General features: G+C 31.2%; 20 protein-coding genes and 1 pseudogene. 11 read left to right on the top strand and 10 right to left on the bottom strand.

The window, feature by feature from the left end:
- The first annotated feature begins 80 nt into the window (after window positions 1–80).
- The 6 genes and pseudogenes from clfA to JG553_RS01495 all read left to right on the top strand — a co-directional run bounded on the left by clfA (window position 81) and on the right by JG553_RS01495 (window position 8,372).
- Window positions 81–2,864, top strand: coding sequence for an MSCRAMM family adhesin clumping factor ClfA (clfA, locus tag JG553_RS01470; RefSeq protein WP_001056233.1), 2,784 nt, complete (start codon window positions 81–83; stop codon window positions 2,862–2,864).
- A gap of 220 nt (window positions 2,865–3,084) precedes the next feature.
- Window positions 3,085–4,610: pseudogene (vwb, locus tag JG553_RS01475) on the top strand (von Willebrand factor binding protein Vwb).
- A gap of 350 nt (window positions 4,611–4,960) precedes the next feature.
- The gene (gene emp, locus JG553_RS01480) at window positions 4,961–5,983 is read left to right on the top strand and encodes an extracellular matrix protein-binding adhesin Emp (RefSeq protein WP_000728056.1); all 1,023 of its coding nucleotides are present in this window, start codon (window positions 4,961–4,963) and stop codon (window positions 5,981–5,983) included.
- A 334-nt stretch (window positions 5,984–6,317) separates the two neighbouring features.
- Window positions 6,318–6,788, top strand: a complete 471-nt coding sequence (locus tag JG553_RS01485; protein WP_000824472.1) for a hypothetical protein — start codon at window positions 6,318–6,320, stop codon at window positions 6,786–6,788.
- Window positions 6,789–7,128: 340 nt separating this feature from the next.
- Window positions 7,129–7,815, top strand: a complete 687-nt coding sequence (locus JG553_RS01490; protein WP_001548082.1) for a thermonuclease family protein — start codon at window positions 7,129–7,131, stop codon at window positions 7,813–7,815.
- Between the two features lie 356 nt (window positions 7,816–8,171).
- On the top strand, window positions 8,172–8,372 hold the full coding sequence (locus tag JG553_RS01495; RefSeq protein ID WP_001059082.1) for a cold-shock protein: 201 nt from the start codon (window positions 8,172–8,174) through the stop codon (window positions 8,370–8,372).
- A 495-nt stretch (window positions 8,373–8,867) separates the two neighbouring features.
- Here the strand turns inward: JG553_RS01495 and JG553_RS01500 are convergent, their stop codons facing one another.
- From JG553_RS01500 to tsaA, 5 genes are all read right to left on the bottom strand, one after another.
- Window positions 8,868–9,086, bottom strand: a complete 219-nt coding sequence (locus tag JG553_RS01500; protein WP_000005886.1) for a hypothetical protein — start codon at window positions 9,084–9,086, stop codon at window positions 8,868–8,870.
- A 61-nt stretch (window positions 9,087–9,147) separates the two neighbouring features.
- On the bottom strand, window positions 9,148–9,432 hold the full coding sequence (locus JG553_RS01505; protein ID WP_001004395.1) for a hypothetical protein: 285 nt from the start codon (window positions 9,430–9,432) through the stop codon (window positions 9,148–9,150).
- Between the two features lie 87 nt (window positions 9,433–9,519).
- Window positions 9,520–10,089 (bottom strand): lipoprotein N-acylation protein LnsA, encoded by a 570-nt coding sequence (gene lnsA / locus JG553_RS01510; RefSeq protein ID WP_001106654.1) that lies wholly within the window; start codon window positions 10,087–10,089, stop codon window positions 9,520–9,522.
- A 187-nt stretch (window positions 10,090–10,276) separates the two neighbouring features.
- The gene (gene tsaT / locus JG553_RS01515) at window positions 10,277–10,465 is read right to left on the bottom strand and encodes a type II toxin-antitoxin system toxin TsaT (RefSeq protein ID WP_000052078.1); all 189 of its coding nucleotides are present in this window, start codon (window positions 10,463–10,465) and stop codon (window positions 10,277–10,279) included.
- A gap of 28 nt (window positions 10,466–10,493) precedes the next feature.
- A complete protein-coding gene (gene tsaA / locus JG553_RS01520; RefSeq protein WP_001059690.1) occupies window positions 10,494–10,754 on the bottom strand; it encodes a type II toxin-antitoxin system antitoxin TsaA in 261 nt (86 codons plus the stop codon).
- A gap of 340 nt (window positions 10,755–11,094) precedes the next feature.
- Here tsaA and JG553_RS01525 point away from each other — a divergent pair, with 340 nt between their 5' ends.
- A complete protein-coding gene (locus tag JG553_RS01525; RefSeq protein WP_000145163.1) occupies window positions 11,095–11,298 on the top strand; it encodes a sterile alpha motif-like domain-containing protein in 204 nt (67 codons plus the stop codon).
- Here JG553_RS01525 and JG553_RS01530 read toward each other — a convergent pair.
- Entirely contained in the window at window positions 11,295–11,531 is a 237-nt protein-coding gene (locus JG553_RS01530) for a hypothetical protein (RefSeq protein WP_000368687.1), read from the bottom strand. The two genes, JG553_RS01525 and JG553_RS01530, sit on opposite strands and share 4 nt — an antisense overlap.
- 224 nt (window positions 11,532–11,755) lie before the next feature.
- Between JG553_RS01530 and JG553_RS01535 the strand changes: the two genes are divergently transcribed.
- Complete coding sequence (locus tag JG553_RS01535; protein ID WP_001140693.1) at window positions 11,756–12,337, top strand: histidine phosphatase family protein; 582 nt, start codon at window positions 11,756–11,758, stop codon at window positions 12,335–12,337.
- A 72-nt stretch (window positions 12,338–12,409) separates the two neighbouring features.
- Here the strand turns inward: JG553_RS01535 and JG553_RS01540 are convergent, their stop codons facing one another.
- The 3 genes from JG553_RS01540 to JG553_RS01550 form a co-directional block, all read right to left on the bottom strand.
- Window positions 12,410–13,027, bottom strand: a complete 618-nt coding sequence (locus tag JG553_RS01540; RefSeq protein ID WP_000255561.1) for a LysE/ArgO family amino acid transporter — start codon at window positions 13,025–13,027, stop codon at window positions 12,410–12,412.
- A 154-nt stretch (window positions 13,028–13,181) separates the two neighbouring features.
- Window positions 13,182–13,676, bottom strand: a complete 495-nt coding sequence (locus tag JG553_RS01545) for a GNAT family N-acetyltransferase (RefSeq protein ID WP_000569884.1) — start codon at window positions 13,674–13,676, stop codon at window positions 13,182–13,184.
- A 398-nt stretch (window positions 13,677–14,074) separates the two neighbouring features.
- Window positions 14,075–14,497, bottom strand: coding sequence for an organic hydroperoxide resistance protein (locus JG553_RS01550; RefSeq protein ID WP_000974460.1), 423 nt, complete (start codon window positions 14,495–14,497; stop codon window positions 14,075–14,077).
- Window positions 14,498–14,644: 147 nt separating this feature from the next.
- On the opposite strand from JG553_RS01550, the gene aroD reads away from it, so the two are divergent.
- Both aroD and JG553_RS01560 read left to right on the top strand, forming a co-directional pair.
- The gene (aroD, locus tag JG553_RS01555; protein ID WP_000150017.1) at window positions 14,645–15,361 is read left to right on the top strand and encodes a type I 3-dehydroquinate dehydratase; all 717 of its coding nucleotides are present in this window, start codon (window positions 14,645–14,647) and stop codon (window positions 15,359–15,361) included.
- A gap of 82 nt (window positions 15,362–15,443) precedes the next feature.
- Window positions 15,444–15,983 carry a nitroreductase family protein gene (locus JG553_RS01560; RefSeq protein ID WP_000422908.1) on the top strand — a complete coding sequence of 180 codons (540 nt, stop codon included), beginning with the start codon at window positions 15,444–15,446 and terminating at the stop codon, window positions 15,981–15,983.
- A 149-nt stretch (window positions 15,984–16,132) separates the two neighbouring features.
- On the opposite strand, the gene JG553_RS01565 is transcribed toward JG553_RS01560, so the two are convergent.
- The gene (locus JG553_RS01565; protein ID WP_001190695.1) at window positions 16,133–16,453 is read right to left on the bottom strand and encodes a thioredoxin family protein; all 321 of its coding nucleotides are present in this window, start codon (window positions 16,451–16,453) and stop codon (window positions 16,133–16,135) included.
- A gap of 143 nt (window positions 16,454–16,596) precedes the next feature.
- Here JG553_RS01565 and JG553_RS01570 point away from each other — a divergent pair, with 143 nt between their 5' ends.
- Entirely contained in the window at window positions 16,597–16,953 is a 357-nt protein-coding gene (locus JG553_RS01570) for an arsenate reductase family protein (RefSeq protein WP_000589549.1), read from the top strand.
- Window positions 16,954–17,075 lie beyond the last annotated feature (122 nt).

Genomic DNA, 17,075 nt, shown 5'->3' on the forward strand with positions numbered 1-17,075 from the left:
AATTCCATTGACAGAGATTAAATATATCTTTAAAGGGTATATAGTTAATATAAAATGACTTTTTAAAAAGAGGGAATAAAATGAATATGAAGAAAAAAGAAAAACACGCAATTCGGAAAAAATCGATTGGCGTGGCTTCAGTGCTTGTAGGTACGTTAATCGGTTTTGGACTACTCAGCAGTAAAGAAGCAGATGCAAGTGAAAATAGTGTTACGCAATCTGATAGCGCAAGTAACGAAAGCAAAAGTAATGATTCAAGTAGCGTTAGTGCTGCACCTAAAACAGACGACACAAACGTGAGTGATACTAAAACATCGTCAAACACTAATAATGGCGAAACGAGTGTGGCGCAAAATCCAGCACAACAGGAAACGACACAATCATCATCAACAAATGCAACTACGGAAGAAACGCCGGTAACTGGTGAAGCTACTACTACGACAACGAATCAAGCTAATACACCGGCAACAACTCAATCAAGCAATACAAATGCGGAGGAATTAGTGAATCAAACAAGTAATGAAACGACTTCTAATGATACTAATACAGTATCATCTGTAAATTCACCTCAAAATTCTACAAATGCGGAAAATGTTTCAACAACGCAAGATACTTCAACTGAAGCAACACCTTCAAACAATGAATCAGCTCCACAGAGTACAGATGCAAGTAATAAAGATGTAGTTAATCAAGCGGTTAATACAAGTGCGCCTAGAATGAGAGCATTTAGTTTAGCGGCAGTAGCTGCAGATGCACCGGTAGCTGGCACAGATATTACGAATCAGTTGACGAATGTGACAGTTGGTATTGACTCTGGTACGACTGTGTATCCGCACCAAGCAGGTTATGTCAAACTGAATTATGGTTTTTCAGTGCCTAATTCTGCTGTTAAAGGTGACACATTCAAAATAACTGTACCTAAAGAATTAAACTTAAATGGTGTAACTTCAACTGCTAAAGTGCCACCAATTATGGCTGGAGATCAAGTATTGGCAAATGGTGTAATCGATAGTGATGGTAATGTTATTTATACATTTACAGACTATGTAAATACTAAAGATGATGTAAAAGCAACTTTGACCATGCCCGCTTATATTGACCCTGAAAATGTTAAAAAGACAGGTAATGTGACATTGGCTACTGGCATAGGTAGTACAACAGCAAACAAAACAGTATTAGTAGATTATGAAAAATATGGTAAGTTTTATAACTTATCTATTAAAGGTACAATTGACCAAATCGATAAAACAAATAATACGTATCGTCAGACAATTTATGTCAATCCAAGTGGAGATAACGTTATTGCGCCGGTTTTAACAGGTAATTTAAAACCAAATACGGATAGTAATGCATTAATAGATCAGCAAAATACAAGTATTAAAGTATATAAAGTAGATAATGCAGCTGATTTATCTGAAAGTTACTTTGTGAATCCAGAAAACTTTGAGGATGTCACTAATAGTGTGAATATTACATTCCCAAATCCAAATCAATATAAAGTAGAGTTTAATACGCCTGATGATCAAATTACAACACCGTATATAGTAGTTGTTAATGGTCATATTGATCCGAATAGCAAAGGTGATTTAGCTTTACGTTCAACTTTATATGGGTATAACTCGAATATAATTTGGCGCTCTATGTCATGGGACAACGAAGTAGCATTTAATAACGGATCAGGTTCTGGTGACGGTATCGATAAACCAGTTGTTCCTGAACAACCTGATGAGCCTGGTGAAATTGAACCAATTCCAGAGGATTCAGATTCTGACCCAGGTTCAGATTCTGGCAGCGATTCTAATTCAGATAGCGGTTCAGATTCGGGTAGTGATTCTACATCAGATAGTGGTTCAGATTCAGCGAGTGATTCAGATTCAGCAAGTGATTCAGACTCAGCGAGTGATTCAGATTCAGCAAGCGATTCCGACTCAGCGAGCGATTCCGACTCAGACAATGACTCGGATTCAGATAGCGATTCTGACTCAGACAGTGACTCAGATTCCGACAGTGACTCAGATTCAGATAGCGATTCTGACTCAGACAGTGACTCGGATTCAGATAGCGATTCAGATTCAGATAGCGATTCAGATTCCGACAGTGATTCCGACTCAGACAGCGATTCTGACTCCGACAGTGATTCCGACTCAGACAGCGATTCAGATTCCGACAGTGATTCCGACTCAGATAGCGATTCCGACTCAGATAGCGACTCAGATTCAGACAGCGATTCAGATTCAGACAGCGATTCAGATTCAGATAGCGATTCAGATTCCGACAGTGACTCAGATTCCGACAGTGACTCGGATTCAGATAGCGATTCAGATTCCGACAGTGACTCAGATTCCGACAGTGACTCAGACTCAGACAGTGATTCGGATTCAGCGAGTGATTCGGATTCAGATAGTGATTCCGACTCCGACAGTGACTCGGATTCAGATAGCGACTCAGACTCGGATAGCGACTCGGATTCAGATAGCGATTCGGACTCAGATAGCGATTCAGAATCAGACAGCGATTCAGATTTAGACAGCGACTCAGACAGTGACTCAGATTCAGATAGTGACTCGGATTCAGCGAGTGATTCAGACTCAGGTAGTGACTCCGATTCATCAAGTGATTCCGACTCAGAAAGTGATTCAAATAGCGATTCCGAGTCAGTTTCTAACAATAATGTAGTTCCGCCTAATTCACCTAAAAATGGTACTAATGCTTCTAATAAAAATGAGGCTAAAGATAGTAAAGAACCATTACCAGATACAGGTTCTGAAGATGAAGCAAATACGTCACTAATTTGGGGATTATTAGCATCAATAGGTTCATTACTACTTTTCAGAAGAAAAAAAGAAAATAAAGATAAGAAATAAGTAATAATGATATTAAATTAATCATATGATTCATGAAGAAGCCACCTTAAAAGGTGGCTTTTTTACTTGGATTTTCCAAATATATTGTTTGAATATAATTAATAATTAATTCATCAACAGTTAATTATTTTAAAAAGGTAGATGTTATATAATTTGGCTTGGCGAAAAAATAGGGTGTAAGGTAGGTTGTTAATTAGGGAAAATTAAGGAGAAAATACAGTTGAAAAATAAATTGCTAGTTTTATCATTGGGAGCATTATGTGTATCACAAATTTGGGAAAGTAATCGTGCGAGTGCAGTGGTTTCTGGGGAGAAGAATCCATATGTATCTAGTCGTTGAAACTGACTAATAATAAAAATAAATCTAGAACAGTAGAAGAGTATAAGAAAAGCTTGGATGATTTAATATGGTCCTTTCCAAACTTAGATAATGAAAGATTTGATAATCCTGAATATAAAGAAGCTATGAAAAAATATCAACAGAGATTTATGGCTGAAGATGAGGCTTTGAAGAAATTTTTTAGTGAAGAGAAAAAAATAAAAAATGGAAATACTGATAATTTAGATTATCTAGGATTATCTCATGAAAGATATGAAAGTGTATTTAATACTTTGAAAAAACAAAGTGAGGAGTTCTTAAAAGAAATTGAAGATATAAAAAAAGATAACCCTGAATTGAAAGACTTTAATGAAGAGGAGCAATTAAAGTGCGACTTAGAATTAAACAAATTAGAAAATCAGATATTAATGTTAGGTAAAACATTTTATCAAAACTATAGAGATGATGTTGAAAGTTTATATAGTAAGTTAGATTTAATTATGGGATATAAAGATGAAGAAAGAGCAAATAAAAAAGCAGTTAACAAAAGGATGTTAGAAAATAAAAAAGAAGACTTAGAAACCATAATTGATGAATTTTTTAGTGATATAGATAAAACAAGACCTAATAATATTCCTGTTTTAGAAGATGAAAAACAAGAAGAGAAAAATCATAAAAATATGGCTCAATTAAAATCTGACACTGAAGCAGCAAAAAGTGATGAATCAAAAAGAAGCAAGAGAAGTAAAAGAAGTTTAAATACTCAAAATCACAAACCTGCATCTCAAGAAGTTTCTGAACAACAAAAAGCTGAATATGATAAAAGAGCAGAAGAAAGAAAAGCGAGATTTTTGGATAATCAAAAAATTAAGAAAACACCTGTAGTGTCATTAGAATATGATTTTGAGCATAAACAACGTATTGACAACGAAAACGACAAGAAACTTGTGGTTTCTGCACCAACAAAGAAACCAACATCACCGACTACATATACTGAAACAACGACACAGGTACCAATGCCTACAGTTGAGCGTCAAACTCAGCAACAAATTATTTATAATGCACCAAAACAATTGGCTGGATTAAATGGTGAAAGTCATGATTTCACAACAACGCATCAATCACCAACAACTTCAAATCACACGCATAATAATGTTGTTGAATTTGAAGAAACGTCTGCTTTACCTGGTAGAAAATCAGGATCACTGGTTGGTATAAGTCAAATTGATTCTTCTCATCTAACTGAACGTGAGAAGCGTGTAATTAAGCGTGAACACGTTAGAGAAGCTCAAAAGTTAGTTGATAATTATAAAGATACACATAGTTATAAAGACCGAATAAATGCACAACAAAAAGTAAATACTTTAAGTGAAGGTCATCAAAAACGTTTTAATAAACAAATCAATAAAGTATATAATGGCAAATAATTAATGCATGGCTGCAAAGCAAATAATGAGTTTGTCGTAAAAATAACAACATTTTAAACTAGCAATAAATAATATCAAAGTCATCATTTCAATGATGCAATCTAGTATAGTCCACATTCTAAACAGGTGTGGACTATTACTTTTTTCACTTTATATTACGAAAAAATTATTATGCTTAACTATCAATATCAATAATTAATTTTAAGCTGAAAAACAATAAAAATGTTAAGACAACGTTTACTTCAAGTTAATTATTATACTGAAAATTCTGGTATATAATGCTGTTAGTGAATATAACAGGGAAATTATATTGGTTATAATATTGAGTCTATATAAAGGAGAAATAACAGATGAAAAAGAAATTATTAGTTTTAACTATGAGCACGCTATTTGCTACACAAATTATGAATTCAAATCACGCTAAAGCATCAGTGACAGAGAGTGTTGACAAAAAATTTGTAGTTCCAGAATCAGGAATTAATAAAATTATTCCAGCTTACGATGAATTTAAGAATTCGCCAAAAGTAAATGTTAGTAATTTAACTGACAATAAAAACTTTGTAGCTTCTGAAGATAAATTGAATAAGATTGCAGATTCATCGGCAGCTAGTAAAATTGTAGATAAAAACTTTGTCGTACCAGAATCAAAGTTAGGAAACATTGTGCCAGAGTACAAAGAAATCAATAATCGCGTGAATGTAGCAACAAACAATCCAGCTTCACAACAAGTTGATAAGCATTTTGTTGCTAAAGGCCCAGAAGTAAATAGATTTATTACGCAAAACAAAGTAAACCACCACTTCATTACTACGCAAACCCACTACAAGAAAGTTATTACTTCATACAAATCAACACATGTACATAAACATGTAAATCATGCAAAGGATTCTATTAATAAACACTTTATTGTTAAACCATCAGAATCGCCTAGATATACACATCCATCTCAATCTTTAATTATCAAGCATCATTTTGCAGTTCCTGGATATCACGCGCATAAATTTGTTACACCAGGGCATGCTAGCATTAAAATTAATCACTTTTGTGTTGTGCCACAAATAAATAGTTTCAAGGTAATTCCACCATATGGTCACAATTCACATCGTATGCATGTACCAAGTTTCCAAAATAACACAACAGCAACACATCAAAATGCTAAAGTAAATAAAGCATATGACTATAAATACTTCTATTCTTATAAAGTAGTTAAAGGTGTGAAGAAATATTTCTCATTTTCACAATCAAATGGTTATAAAATTGGGAAACCATCATTAAATATCAAAAATGTAAATTATCAATATGCTGTTCCAAGTTATAGCCCTACACACTACGTTCCTGAATTTAAGGGTAGCTTACCAGCACCACGAGTATAAAAATTGGCACTAAGTTTACGAGATATGATAAATACCTATTATTTTAAATATAGTCTACAATCTATGTGGTTGTAGGCTGTATTTTTTGCAGTTTATCAATAAACACCCATCAACAAATTATACCGTTTTTCTACTTTGAAAGTTGGAAGTAACATAATCTTAAATAAATATATTATTAATTAAGATAAATATAATACTCAAGATTATTGTTAATAGTTTGTTCATCGCAAGTTAATTATTGTTTCTAAAATATTGGTATATAATTTTCAATGGCGAAGAAAACAGGGTGAAAAAGTCGGTTTTTATATCAAAGCAAATAAGGGAGCATAAACAAATGAAAAGGAAAGTATTAGTACTAACAATGGGTGTAATTTGTGCAACTCAATTATGGCATTCTAATCACGCAAACGCATTAGTAACAGAGAGTGGCGCAAATGATACTAAGCAATTTACTGAAATTGTATCGGAAGAGAAAGTTATAACAGTTGAACATGCTCAAATTAATATTTTTCAATCTAATAGCAATTCAAACTTGATGGAGTTCAACATATTAACAATGGGCGGTAAATCAGGAGCTATGGTTGGTTATAGTGAAATTGACTCATCACATTTCACAGACCGTGACAAACGCGTTATTAGACGTGATCATGTTAAAGAAGCACAAAGCTTAGTAGAGAACTATAAAGATACACAAAGTGCTGATGCTAGGATGAAAGCCAAACAAAAAGTTAACACATTAAGCAAACCGCATCAAAACTATTTCAATAAACAAATTGATAAGGTTTATAATGGATTACAACGCTAATCCAAAGTAAATTATAAGTTATACATCTCGTTTTTAAATGACAATTTATCCCCGTAAATATTATAAATAATCTTTTCAAATTCCACATAGATATAGAGACACTAATAAACCTCTTTGTCTCGATATGATAGTCTGCAACGATTCATGTTGTAGGCTTTTTAATTTTACAAATAAGGCTAAATATATAAGTTCTGGCACCTAAAATATAGAAAATACATAAAAGTAAGTATAGTTATTTTATTATAATTATTAAATTTTTATTAATTAATTGTAAAAATGTATAATTATAATTAATTAACGTTTAATATTAAAATTAACTAAAAAGAAAGAGGTGTTAGTTATGACAGAATACTTATTAAGTGCTGGCATATGTATGGCAATCGTTTCAATATTACTTATAGGGATGGCTATCAGTAATGTTTCGAAAGGGCAATACGCAAAGAGGTTTTTCTATTTCGCTACTAGTTGTTTAGTGTTAACTTTAGTTGTAGTTTCAAGTCTAAGTAGCTCAGCAAATGCATCACAAACAGATAATGGCGTAAATAGAAGTGGTTCTGAAGATCCAACAGTATATAGTGCAACTTCAACTAAAAAATTACATAAAGAACCTGCGACATTAATTAAAGCGATTGATGGTGATACGGTTAAATTAATGTACAAAGGTCAACCAATGACATTCAGACTATTATTGGTTGATACACCTGAAACAAAGCATCCTAAAAAAGGTGTAGAGAAATATGGTCCTGAAGCAAGTGCATTTACGAAAAAAATGGTAGAAAATGCAAAGAAAATTGAAGTCGAGTTTGACAAAGGTCAAAGAACTGATAAATATGGACGTGGCTTAGCGTATATTTATGCTGATGGAAAAATGGTAAACGAAGCTTTAGTTCGTCAAGGCTTGGCTAAAGTTGCTTATGTTTATAAACCTAACAATACACATGAACAACTTTTAAGAAAAAGTGAAGCACAAGCAAAAAAAGAGAAATTAAATATTTGGAGCGAAGACAACGCTGATTCAGGTCAATAATGCTCATTGTAAAAGTGTCACTGCTGCTAGTGGCACTTTTATAATTTTTAGATCACGATATGATTTATTATCAATTCAGAATTAAAAAAGTAAATAGTATCAAAAGTAAGTGTATTTAATATTAGAAAATAAAAATTTTAAATTTAGTATTAAAATGGAATGTTACTATATAGTTCAATGTGTATTATCACAGAAAATAAAATAATGCTTTACTTCTATATTTAAAAGTGTATAATGAAAGTTAAGTAATAAAGAGCGTGAAGAAAAATGTGAGTTATTTATATAGAATATTCTCCTTTTCATTTATGAATTTGTTACAAAATATTTAGTGCAAAAGCACGACGGAGGTATTCAATATGAATAACGGTACAGTTAAATGGTTTAATGCAGAAAAAGGTTTTGGTTTCATCGAAAGAGAAGATGGTAGCGACGTATTCGTACACTTCTCAGCAATCGCTGAAGATGGATACAAATCATTAGAAGAAGGCCAAAAAGTTGAATTCGACATCGTTGAAGGCGACCGTGGCGAGCAAGCTGCAAACGTAGTTAAAATGTAATTTTAACTTATTCAAACAGTCCTTACTATAGGGCTGTTTTTTTATGCTTTAAATCGATAACAGTTGGTGTGGTAAAAGCACTAGCCGTTATTTTTTTGTCCAATAAATTTAGTTGGAGATTTAACAATATATAATGGTTCTAAAATAAATCGAACTGATGGAAAAGTTTTTTACTTTTCATCTGTCCGACTTTTGATTTTGAATATAAAAAAGCGCCAATACAGAACTTTAATAATGACGAGAATTAAAGTCTGTATATGGCGATAACAAGAAGTAATGTTAAACACTCAAAATGTTTAACAATAATAGGATACCACATCGCATAATATCTTACTACTTAATTAATAATTTAACTAATCAACTTTTTGTTAATTTTTTATTAAGACTGATTAATTATTGAGAATATTTATTGTTTTTAAAATCTCATAATAATTCAGTAATCTTGTTTTCATTTAAAAGGCGAAACATTAAAATAATTAAATAAAAATATTGCGTTTAATTTACAGCGTCAAATATACTTATTTCTAATGCTTTGGGGTCTACTGAAACAAGTAAAGAATGATCGATGTTACTAATATTGCCATTCTCCAAATTTATTTCTGTGAGTATTTGGAAGCTACCATTAGGCAACGGTTTAACAATAGACAATTGCTTTTCCGCTTGTTGTATTAAAAAAGGTTTTGTAGATTGATTATTAATATGCCATTCACTCATGTATGTTTTTCACTCCTGCTTTAAAATAGGGTTAGAAAGTTTATAGTTGAGACATTCATGTTCAACCAAAATTTTGTTCGAATTCAATAAATGTCTTGTTTAAAATAGAAATATTGTAAATGTTATCGTCCAAAACTTCACCAGTTAAGTATTTGTTTTGAATTAAAATTTGGCAGTTAGTTAAGAAGTCTTGATAATCACGATCGCAAAAATAGTTTTCACGTGCATCTTTAGCATCGCCAAAAAAGTTAGCGACTGTTTCTGTTTCTCCTTTATTCGAACGTTCAATATATAATTTGTAAAATTTAGCTATTGTATACTTTTGTTCTTTAGTTAGTTCATTCAAAATATTGGGCCTCCTGAAATATCATTTGTAATCTATACCCAATTTATTGCAAAACAAAAACTAATTTAACTATTTGATGAAACTGTGTTAATAAGCTTTAACAAGCCTTAGTTTGTATGGATCTATAAAATTATCTTTAATTGCATAGGGTGAAATAATATGTAGTCCATAACTTTTAACTGATTTTTCACTTACACCAAATTTATAAGCTTGGTAGATAATTTTAGTACAATACGTAAATTTTTTGCTGTTCAAATTTAATGTAACTAGATAACGATGATTTGTATTCTCATAGTTTTTCTTAACCCATTCAGCCGCTTTTTTACCTGCACCAGGATAGCTGCAACGATAAACTTTCATCCAATCATTTTTGCCACTTGCATAATTATATTTAAAAGATTCGAAGGATTGTGTAGTTGGTTTGTCGCCAGGCCCCTCAATTTGTAAAATCGTTTTATCATCAATCGCGATACTACAATGACCAAAAAATCCCCACATGACAGGGCCTTTTGTAACAATAATATCACCAGGTTGTAATTGGAATTTGTCATCTTGAATTTCTGAATACTTATTATCTGCAATTGTTTTTGGTGAGTTTATTGGGGATACGACAACGAATAATATAAGTAAAATTATCGTTCGTTTAATATAGTTCACTTAAAAGCTCCTTGTTGAAGAAATATATGTAAATAGTCTTAAATTAGAATTGTAATCTTTAATAAGCTTGTAAGACTAAAACATATCTTAAATATTAAAGTATGAGAGTGTGAAATGTCTATTAAGAATAAAAAACAGTCTGAAACATCATTGAGACGTTTCAGACTGGATATAAAATGAATTTCATTTATAGCACACCAAATATAAATGTGTATATTAATATAGCGAATCCAAAAATATAGAGAATGACAGTGAAACTTAAATAGGACTCTTTTTTAGATTCTTTGCTAGTTTTTTTCATTAATACGAGTATAAACGTAGCGGCAACTAAGAAAATTAATGCTAGCCAAAACAGAATTGCAAAATGTAAAGACATGTGAAACCCTCCTTATATACCGTAATTATTAACCTATAAAACTATAAAAAATAGGATAAATGTAATAGAGAACGAGTACGATATTTATAAAAAATAATATTTCACTTAACCAGTTTTTAGTTATCATTGCAATGGTAAAGGATACGATGAGTATCACACCACAAATGATAATACCAGGCAGGAGCCAACATAAATCATCTAAATCTTTATTATATGTGATTAAAATATTAAAGATAACAAAAGTGGTAGTAATAACTATATTGATAGCATTTAACAAAATGTTATTCATGACTGACACCTACTAGTATAAAAATAGCTTCTTAATAAATATGATAACACTATTTTTCAATAGGTAAATAAAAAGTATAGTTATTTTTAAAATATTATTTGCAGAATGCTAAAGTTTATTAATTCAAACAAGTGAGCATATATAGGGGTGTATTGTATTAATATGAAAAGAATATTTACATACTAAAAACTCTTAAAGTTGTATAATTCGTTAATATTTTTAGAATCAGATATCAAAAAAATGTGCAAAATCACTTTTGCACATTTACAAATACTAGTTTTCTGATAAGATTAATAATAACACTTTAAATAGCGCTTAATAAATGAAGGGGGCAAGTCTTATGACGTTTTACAATTTCATCATGGGTTTTCAAAATGATAACACACCATTTGGTATATTGGCCGAACACGTTAGTGAAGATAAAGCATTCCCTCGATTAGAAGAAAGACACCAAGTAATTAGAGCATATGTGATGTCTAATTACACAGATCATCAATTAATTGAAACTACAAATAGAGCTATTAGCTTATATATGGCAAATTAATTTGAGTAGTACCAATTATGATGTATTAGTGCATCCCAAATATCTTTTGTTTTAAAGTTTATTTCATCATTTCTTATCGAAAATGGTGTAATAATGTCTTTATCTAACCAAGTGTTGATAAGTTCATTTGGTACACCATCTAACAACATTTCACTTTTACTAATTATAAAACATTCCCAGTCAAGTGAAACATTTTGTGGATTCACATAATTACATTGATTATGATTATCCATAAACACTCACTCCTTTAAAATTCTGTACTCTTCATTGCGTTTTACCCCGTCACATTATCTTTTAAACTAAAATCATCATTACTTATGAAAAAAATGTACATCAAAAGCAAAGGTTTTCGCTACCGAAAAAGTTTAAATAATGGTTTAATATATTTGGTACTCATTTTAATAAAAAGAGAATACATTTTGAGCTATCAATACTTTTTATTGAAGAGGTGTTATTGTTGGCTAAAACGTTATATTTAATGCGCCACGGACAAACTTTGTTTAATTTTAAGGGACTAATTCAGGGATTTGGAGATTCGCCGCTAACAGAACTTGGAATTGCTCAAGCTCAAAAGGCACGTAGTTATTATGAAACTAAGGGGATAAACTTCGATTTATATGCATCATCAACGCAAGAACGCGCAAGTGACACACTTGAAAATGTTGCACCTAACCAATCGTATCAACGTTTTAAGGGACTGAAGGAATGGCATTTTGGAATATTTGAAGGTGAGTCAGTCTATCTATTTGATAATCTATACAAGCCTGAGGACTTATTCGGAGATCGAATTGTTCCTTTCAAAGGAGAGGCAAGGCAACAAGTTGAAGAACGCATTGTGAAAACTTTACATGACATTATGTCTCAAACAAAGAATAATGCATTAGTCGTGAGTCATGGAACAATAATGGGAGTATTTTTAAGATATTGCCTTAAACTAGATGAAGCATTAAAGCATAATATCGGTAATTGTAATATCCTGAAATTTGAATATGACAATGGAACATTTAAATTTGTTGAGTTAATTGATCCAAATTTATAATAAATAAAGCGTTATACATAGACACAAGTATGTCTTTTGTATAACGCTTTTAAAATACAACTACATAACGCTTTAGAATAATAATTGAATAAGTTTTTGTAATATCATCAGAGCAACAATAATAATTATTATGCTTGATATTTTATTGATTATTGTTAATAATTTTCCGGTTTTATCAATTGATCCAACCATTTTTCCTAAAATTGCGAGTAAAAAGAACCATAACCATGAAACGCTAATACAAGCGATTGTAAACGCAATTTTATTGCTGCCACTATATAATGCAGCACTACTACCAATTACTCCAATTGTATCTAAAATAGCATGTGGATTGAGTAATGAAACTGATAAAGCAAAACTTACTTGTTTCATTGGAGACATAATTTGAGTTTCTCCATCTGTTGAGGGTTTATCATGCCAAATGGTCCAAGCCATATACATCAAGAAAATTAAACCAACTATATAAATAATTGCTTGAAGTACAGGTAAAGACATAATAATGATAGATACTCCTACCACTGCAATAATAATAAGTAAGCTGTCTGACAACCCGGCTGTAATTATTGCAGGCAATACATATCTATATTTTGGTTGATTAGCTCCTTGGTTAAAAATAAATACATTTTGTGCACCTAAAGGTAAAATTAGACCAATCGCTAAGATAAATCCATGAATAATTGCGGTTACCATTAAGTTTTGACACCCCTAAAACATAGAATATTCTGAAAAAACTTATTGTTATCATATCAAATAAAAAACAACTACTCAATAGTAGAGTAGTTGTATGAAAAATAGAACCTATATGATTTGAATTTATGAGAAATGTAGAATATATAAAACTGTATTACTTATTAATCAAATCATAAAAAAGCCAATGTTCATCGAAATAGGTATTTCCGATTTTAATTGCATTTTTCTCAAAACCAAGAATGTCGAATCCTAGTGCACTATAGAAAACTTTAGCACCTATGTTGTTTGACACAATTGATGTAAGTAAAGATTCGTAATTGTTCTGCCGTGCATAATTAATAATGAAATTAATGAGCTCGCTATTAATCGATTTATCGTTATTAGTAACAAAGTTGTATTTAATTAATGATTTATGTTCTTTTCCAACGTATCGAATTTGTTCTAAGGCAGCTGTTGCGATAAGTGTTTCGTTTTCATAACAGCCAAATACAATACATTTCGGTGAACCTTGATTTAAAATGTCATGTATTAAGGTGTCAGTCATTGTTTGACTATAATGTGAATCTTGAGTGAATTCTTCATTGACTGTCGAAACAAGTCTCTTATACTCATTAAAATCATTATTCGTTAATGTTTTAATTTCAATCATTACTGACCTCCTTAATCATTATTAAGAAAGATTTTGTACTAAAAAAATTTCTTAATTACATATTAAAATGTTTATTAAAATTTTGCAATCACTGATTTATATGCACATTCTTGTAAATGGATTATCAATTTAATTATATTTATTTTTAAGTTCAGGAAATTATGGAATTGGTTATTGGTCGACACTGGACTTTTATTTGTAGACGGTATGCGAAGAAGTCAAGCCAGTATTGGAACCGGTCACATTTATGATGACTAAGGTACAATCATTTTCAGTTAAATATTGCCAGAAATTTCAATCACGAATAGAAAAAATAACCAACCAAAAATTTTTGGTTGGCAAATTTGAATTTTATGTGAATTTTATTAATAACGTTGAATAATCTCTTTAAGTTAATGCTAATCTACAACATTTACATTTAAATCGACATTAATATTTCCTTGAGTCGCTTTTGAATATGGACAAAATTCATGAGCCATTTGTAAATATTTTTCAGCTTCTTCTTGAGATATAACATTTTTAATTGTCGCATCAATTGAAACACTTAATTTAGGACTTTCTGAGTCTGAATCATCTTCTAGTCTCACTGTTAGTGTTACTTCTGGATGAGCATCACGCACTTTGTTTTGCTTTAAAATTAGGTCGAAAGCACCGTTGAAGCAAGATGCATAACCTGCTGCAAATAATTGTTCGGGGTTAGTAGCTTTACCATCTGCTTGAGCAGGCGGAACGATATCAATATCTAATGCTCGATCATCAGTATAAACATGTCCTTTACGTCCGCCAACATTCGTCGCTTTAGTTTCATAATGTATTGCCATACTTATAACCTCCTAATTTAAAATACATTTATGCTTTACCCATTCGAAAATACCTTAATCATTTTCATTTATAGCATTGTTTGATTGAAGGATAAAAAGTTGTTGTTTACAATAAAAATAATGAGTATCTGAAATGAGGGATTCACTATGACACATGTGGAAGTAGTAGCGACTATCGCGCCACAATTATCTATCGAAGAAACTTTAATTCAAAAAATTAATCATCGTATTGATGCAATAGACGTATTAGAATTACGAATTGATCAAATTGAAAATGTCACAGTTGATCAAGTGGCAGAAATGATTACAAAGCTGAAGGTTATGCAAGATTCATTCAAATTATTAGTTACGTATCGTACAAAGTTACAAGGTGGCTATGGGCAATTTACAAATGACTCGTATCTTAATTTAATATCAGACTTAGCAAATATCAATGGCATAGATATGATTGATATAGAATGGCAAGCAGATATTGACATTGAAAAACATCAACGAATCATTACACATTTGCAACAGTATAATAAAGAGGTGGTTATATCACATCATAATTTCGAAAGTACGCCTCCATTAGATGAATTGCAATTTATATTTTTTAAAATGCAAAAATTCAACCCAGAATACGTTAAATTAGCAGTAATGCCACATAATAAAAATGATGTGTTAAATTTATTGCAGGCAATGTCTACATTTTCAGATACTATGGACTGCAAAGTTGTTGGTATTTCAATGTCTAAACTTGGACTAATAAGTAGAACGGCTCAAGGCGTTTTTGGTGGTGCGTTGACTTATGGTTGTATCGGAGTACCACAAGCTCCAGGACAGATTGATGTTACTGATTTAAAAGCACAAGTGACTTTATACTAATAAAATGAATTAGGTTGCTTTTGTGTAAGTGCTGTCTTATAATTGAGAAGTATTATCATTGTTCGTGGAGGAGCGATTTTAGATGGAATTACAACAAGCAATAGCTAATAGAAGAAGTGTGAAAAAATTTAAAAGAGATATGCACATAGATGACGCATTGCTATATCAAGCAATTGAGAAAGCTGCTGATGCTCCAAATCACGGAATGAGGGAACCATGGAGAGTTGTGCATGTTCCGAAAGACAGATTAGGAGATATGAGTAAGGATATTTCTAAATTTGCATTTCCTAATGAATTAGATAAGCAACAATGTCATTATGATGCAGTTACGAAACTAGGTGGCATGTTATTGCTTATTTTAAAAACAGATCCAAGACAACGTCAAAATGATGAAAACTACTTTGCATTTGGTGCATATGCACAAAATCTTATGTTGTTACTTTATGAAGCGGGAATAGGTACATGTTGGAAATCGCCATTATATATCTATGATCCTAAAGTAAGAAAAACACTTGGTATAAAGAAAGATGAAGTTCTTGCTGGATTCTTATATTTAACGGATTTAGAAGAAGATATGCCTAAAGCACCACGTAAAAATAGAAACTTAATTACATTATATTAATATGTATAATTATAGAAACATTAATAAAAGCTGAGTCATGAATTGATGGACATCTATCGAGTTAGAGATTTAATCTAACTTACTAGAGTCGGTACAATAACAGTCTCAGCTTTTTATTGTGCAGTATATACACATTTTTATTTTAGTATTTATTTAAAAGTTTCTGCTAAAAATGATTCAACTTGTTCAGGTGACTTAGCATTTGCTGAATGAAGGTGTGCAATTTTATCGCCGTTTTTAAATACTAGCAAGCTAGGGATACCCATAACTTCATTTTCAACAACTACATCTTCTAATTCATCACGATTAACAGTATACCATTGGTAATCATTATATTGTTCTACGATTGGGTCAATCCATAAATCCATAGCACGACAGTCTGGGCACCATCCTGCCTCAAATTTAACAATTACAGGTGTATCGCTATTAATTACAGATTTAAATGATTCATTACTTTTGATTGATTGCATTGTAACAACTCCTCTAGATAGTTTAATAATTTTTATTATAGCTAAATTTATATCATAATAAAAAATTTTAGCTTCAAAATGAAAGCCTTTTGCTTTGGAAAATGATATATTTATTTTAAATACATAAAGGAGGTTGCAGTCGTATGATTAAATTTTACCAATATAAGAATTGTACAACTTGTAAAAAGGCAGCAAAGTTTTTAGATGAATATGGCGTAAGTTATGAACCAATTGATATCGTTCAACATACACCTACAATAAATGAATTTAAAACAATAATTGCAAATACAGGCGTAGAAATTAATAAATTGTTTAATACACACGGCGCGAAATATCGTGAGCTTGATTTGAAAAATAAATTACAAACTTTATCAGATGATGAAAAGTTAGAGTTGTTATCATCTGATGGTATGTTAGTAAAGCGTCCTCTAGCAGTAATGGGCGATAAGATAACATTAGGATTTAAAGAAGATCAATATAAAGAGACTTGGTTAGCGTAAGTGAAATGTAAGCGTTTACTAAATATCTCGATATTTAGATTCATTACATGTAAAATGAAATAAGCTATACAATTGTTAATTTTTATAAATATAGTTGAATAGCATCTAGCCTTATGGCATCA

Source organism: Staphylococcus sp. T93, from assembly GCF_016743875.1.
GTDB classification, from domain to species: Bacteria; Bacillota; Bacilli; order Staphylococcales; family Staphylococcaceae; genus Staphylococcus; species Staphylococcus aureus.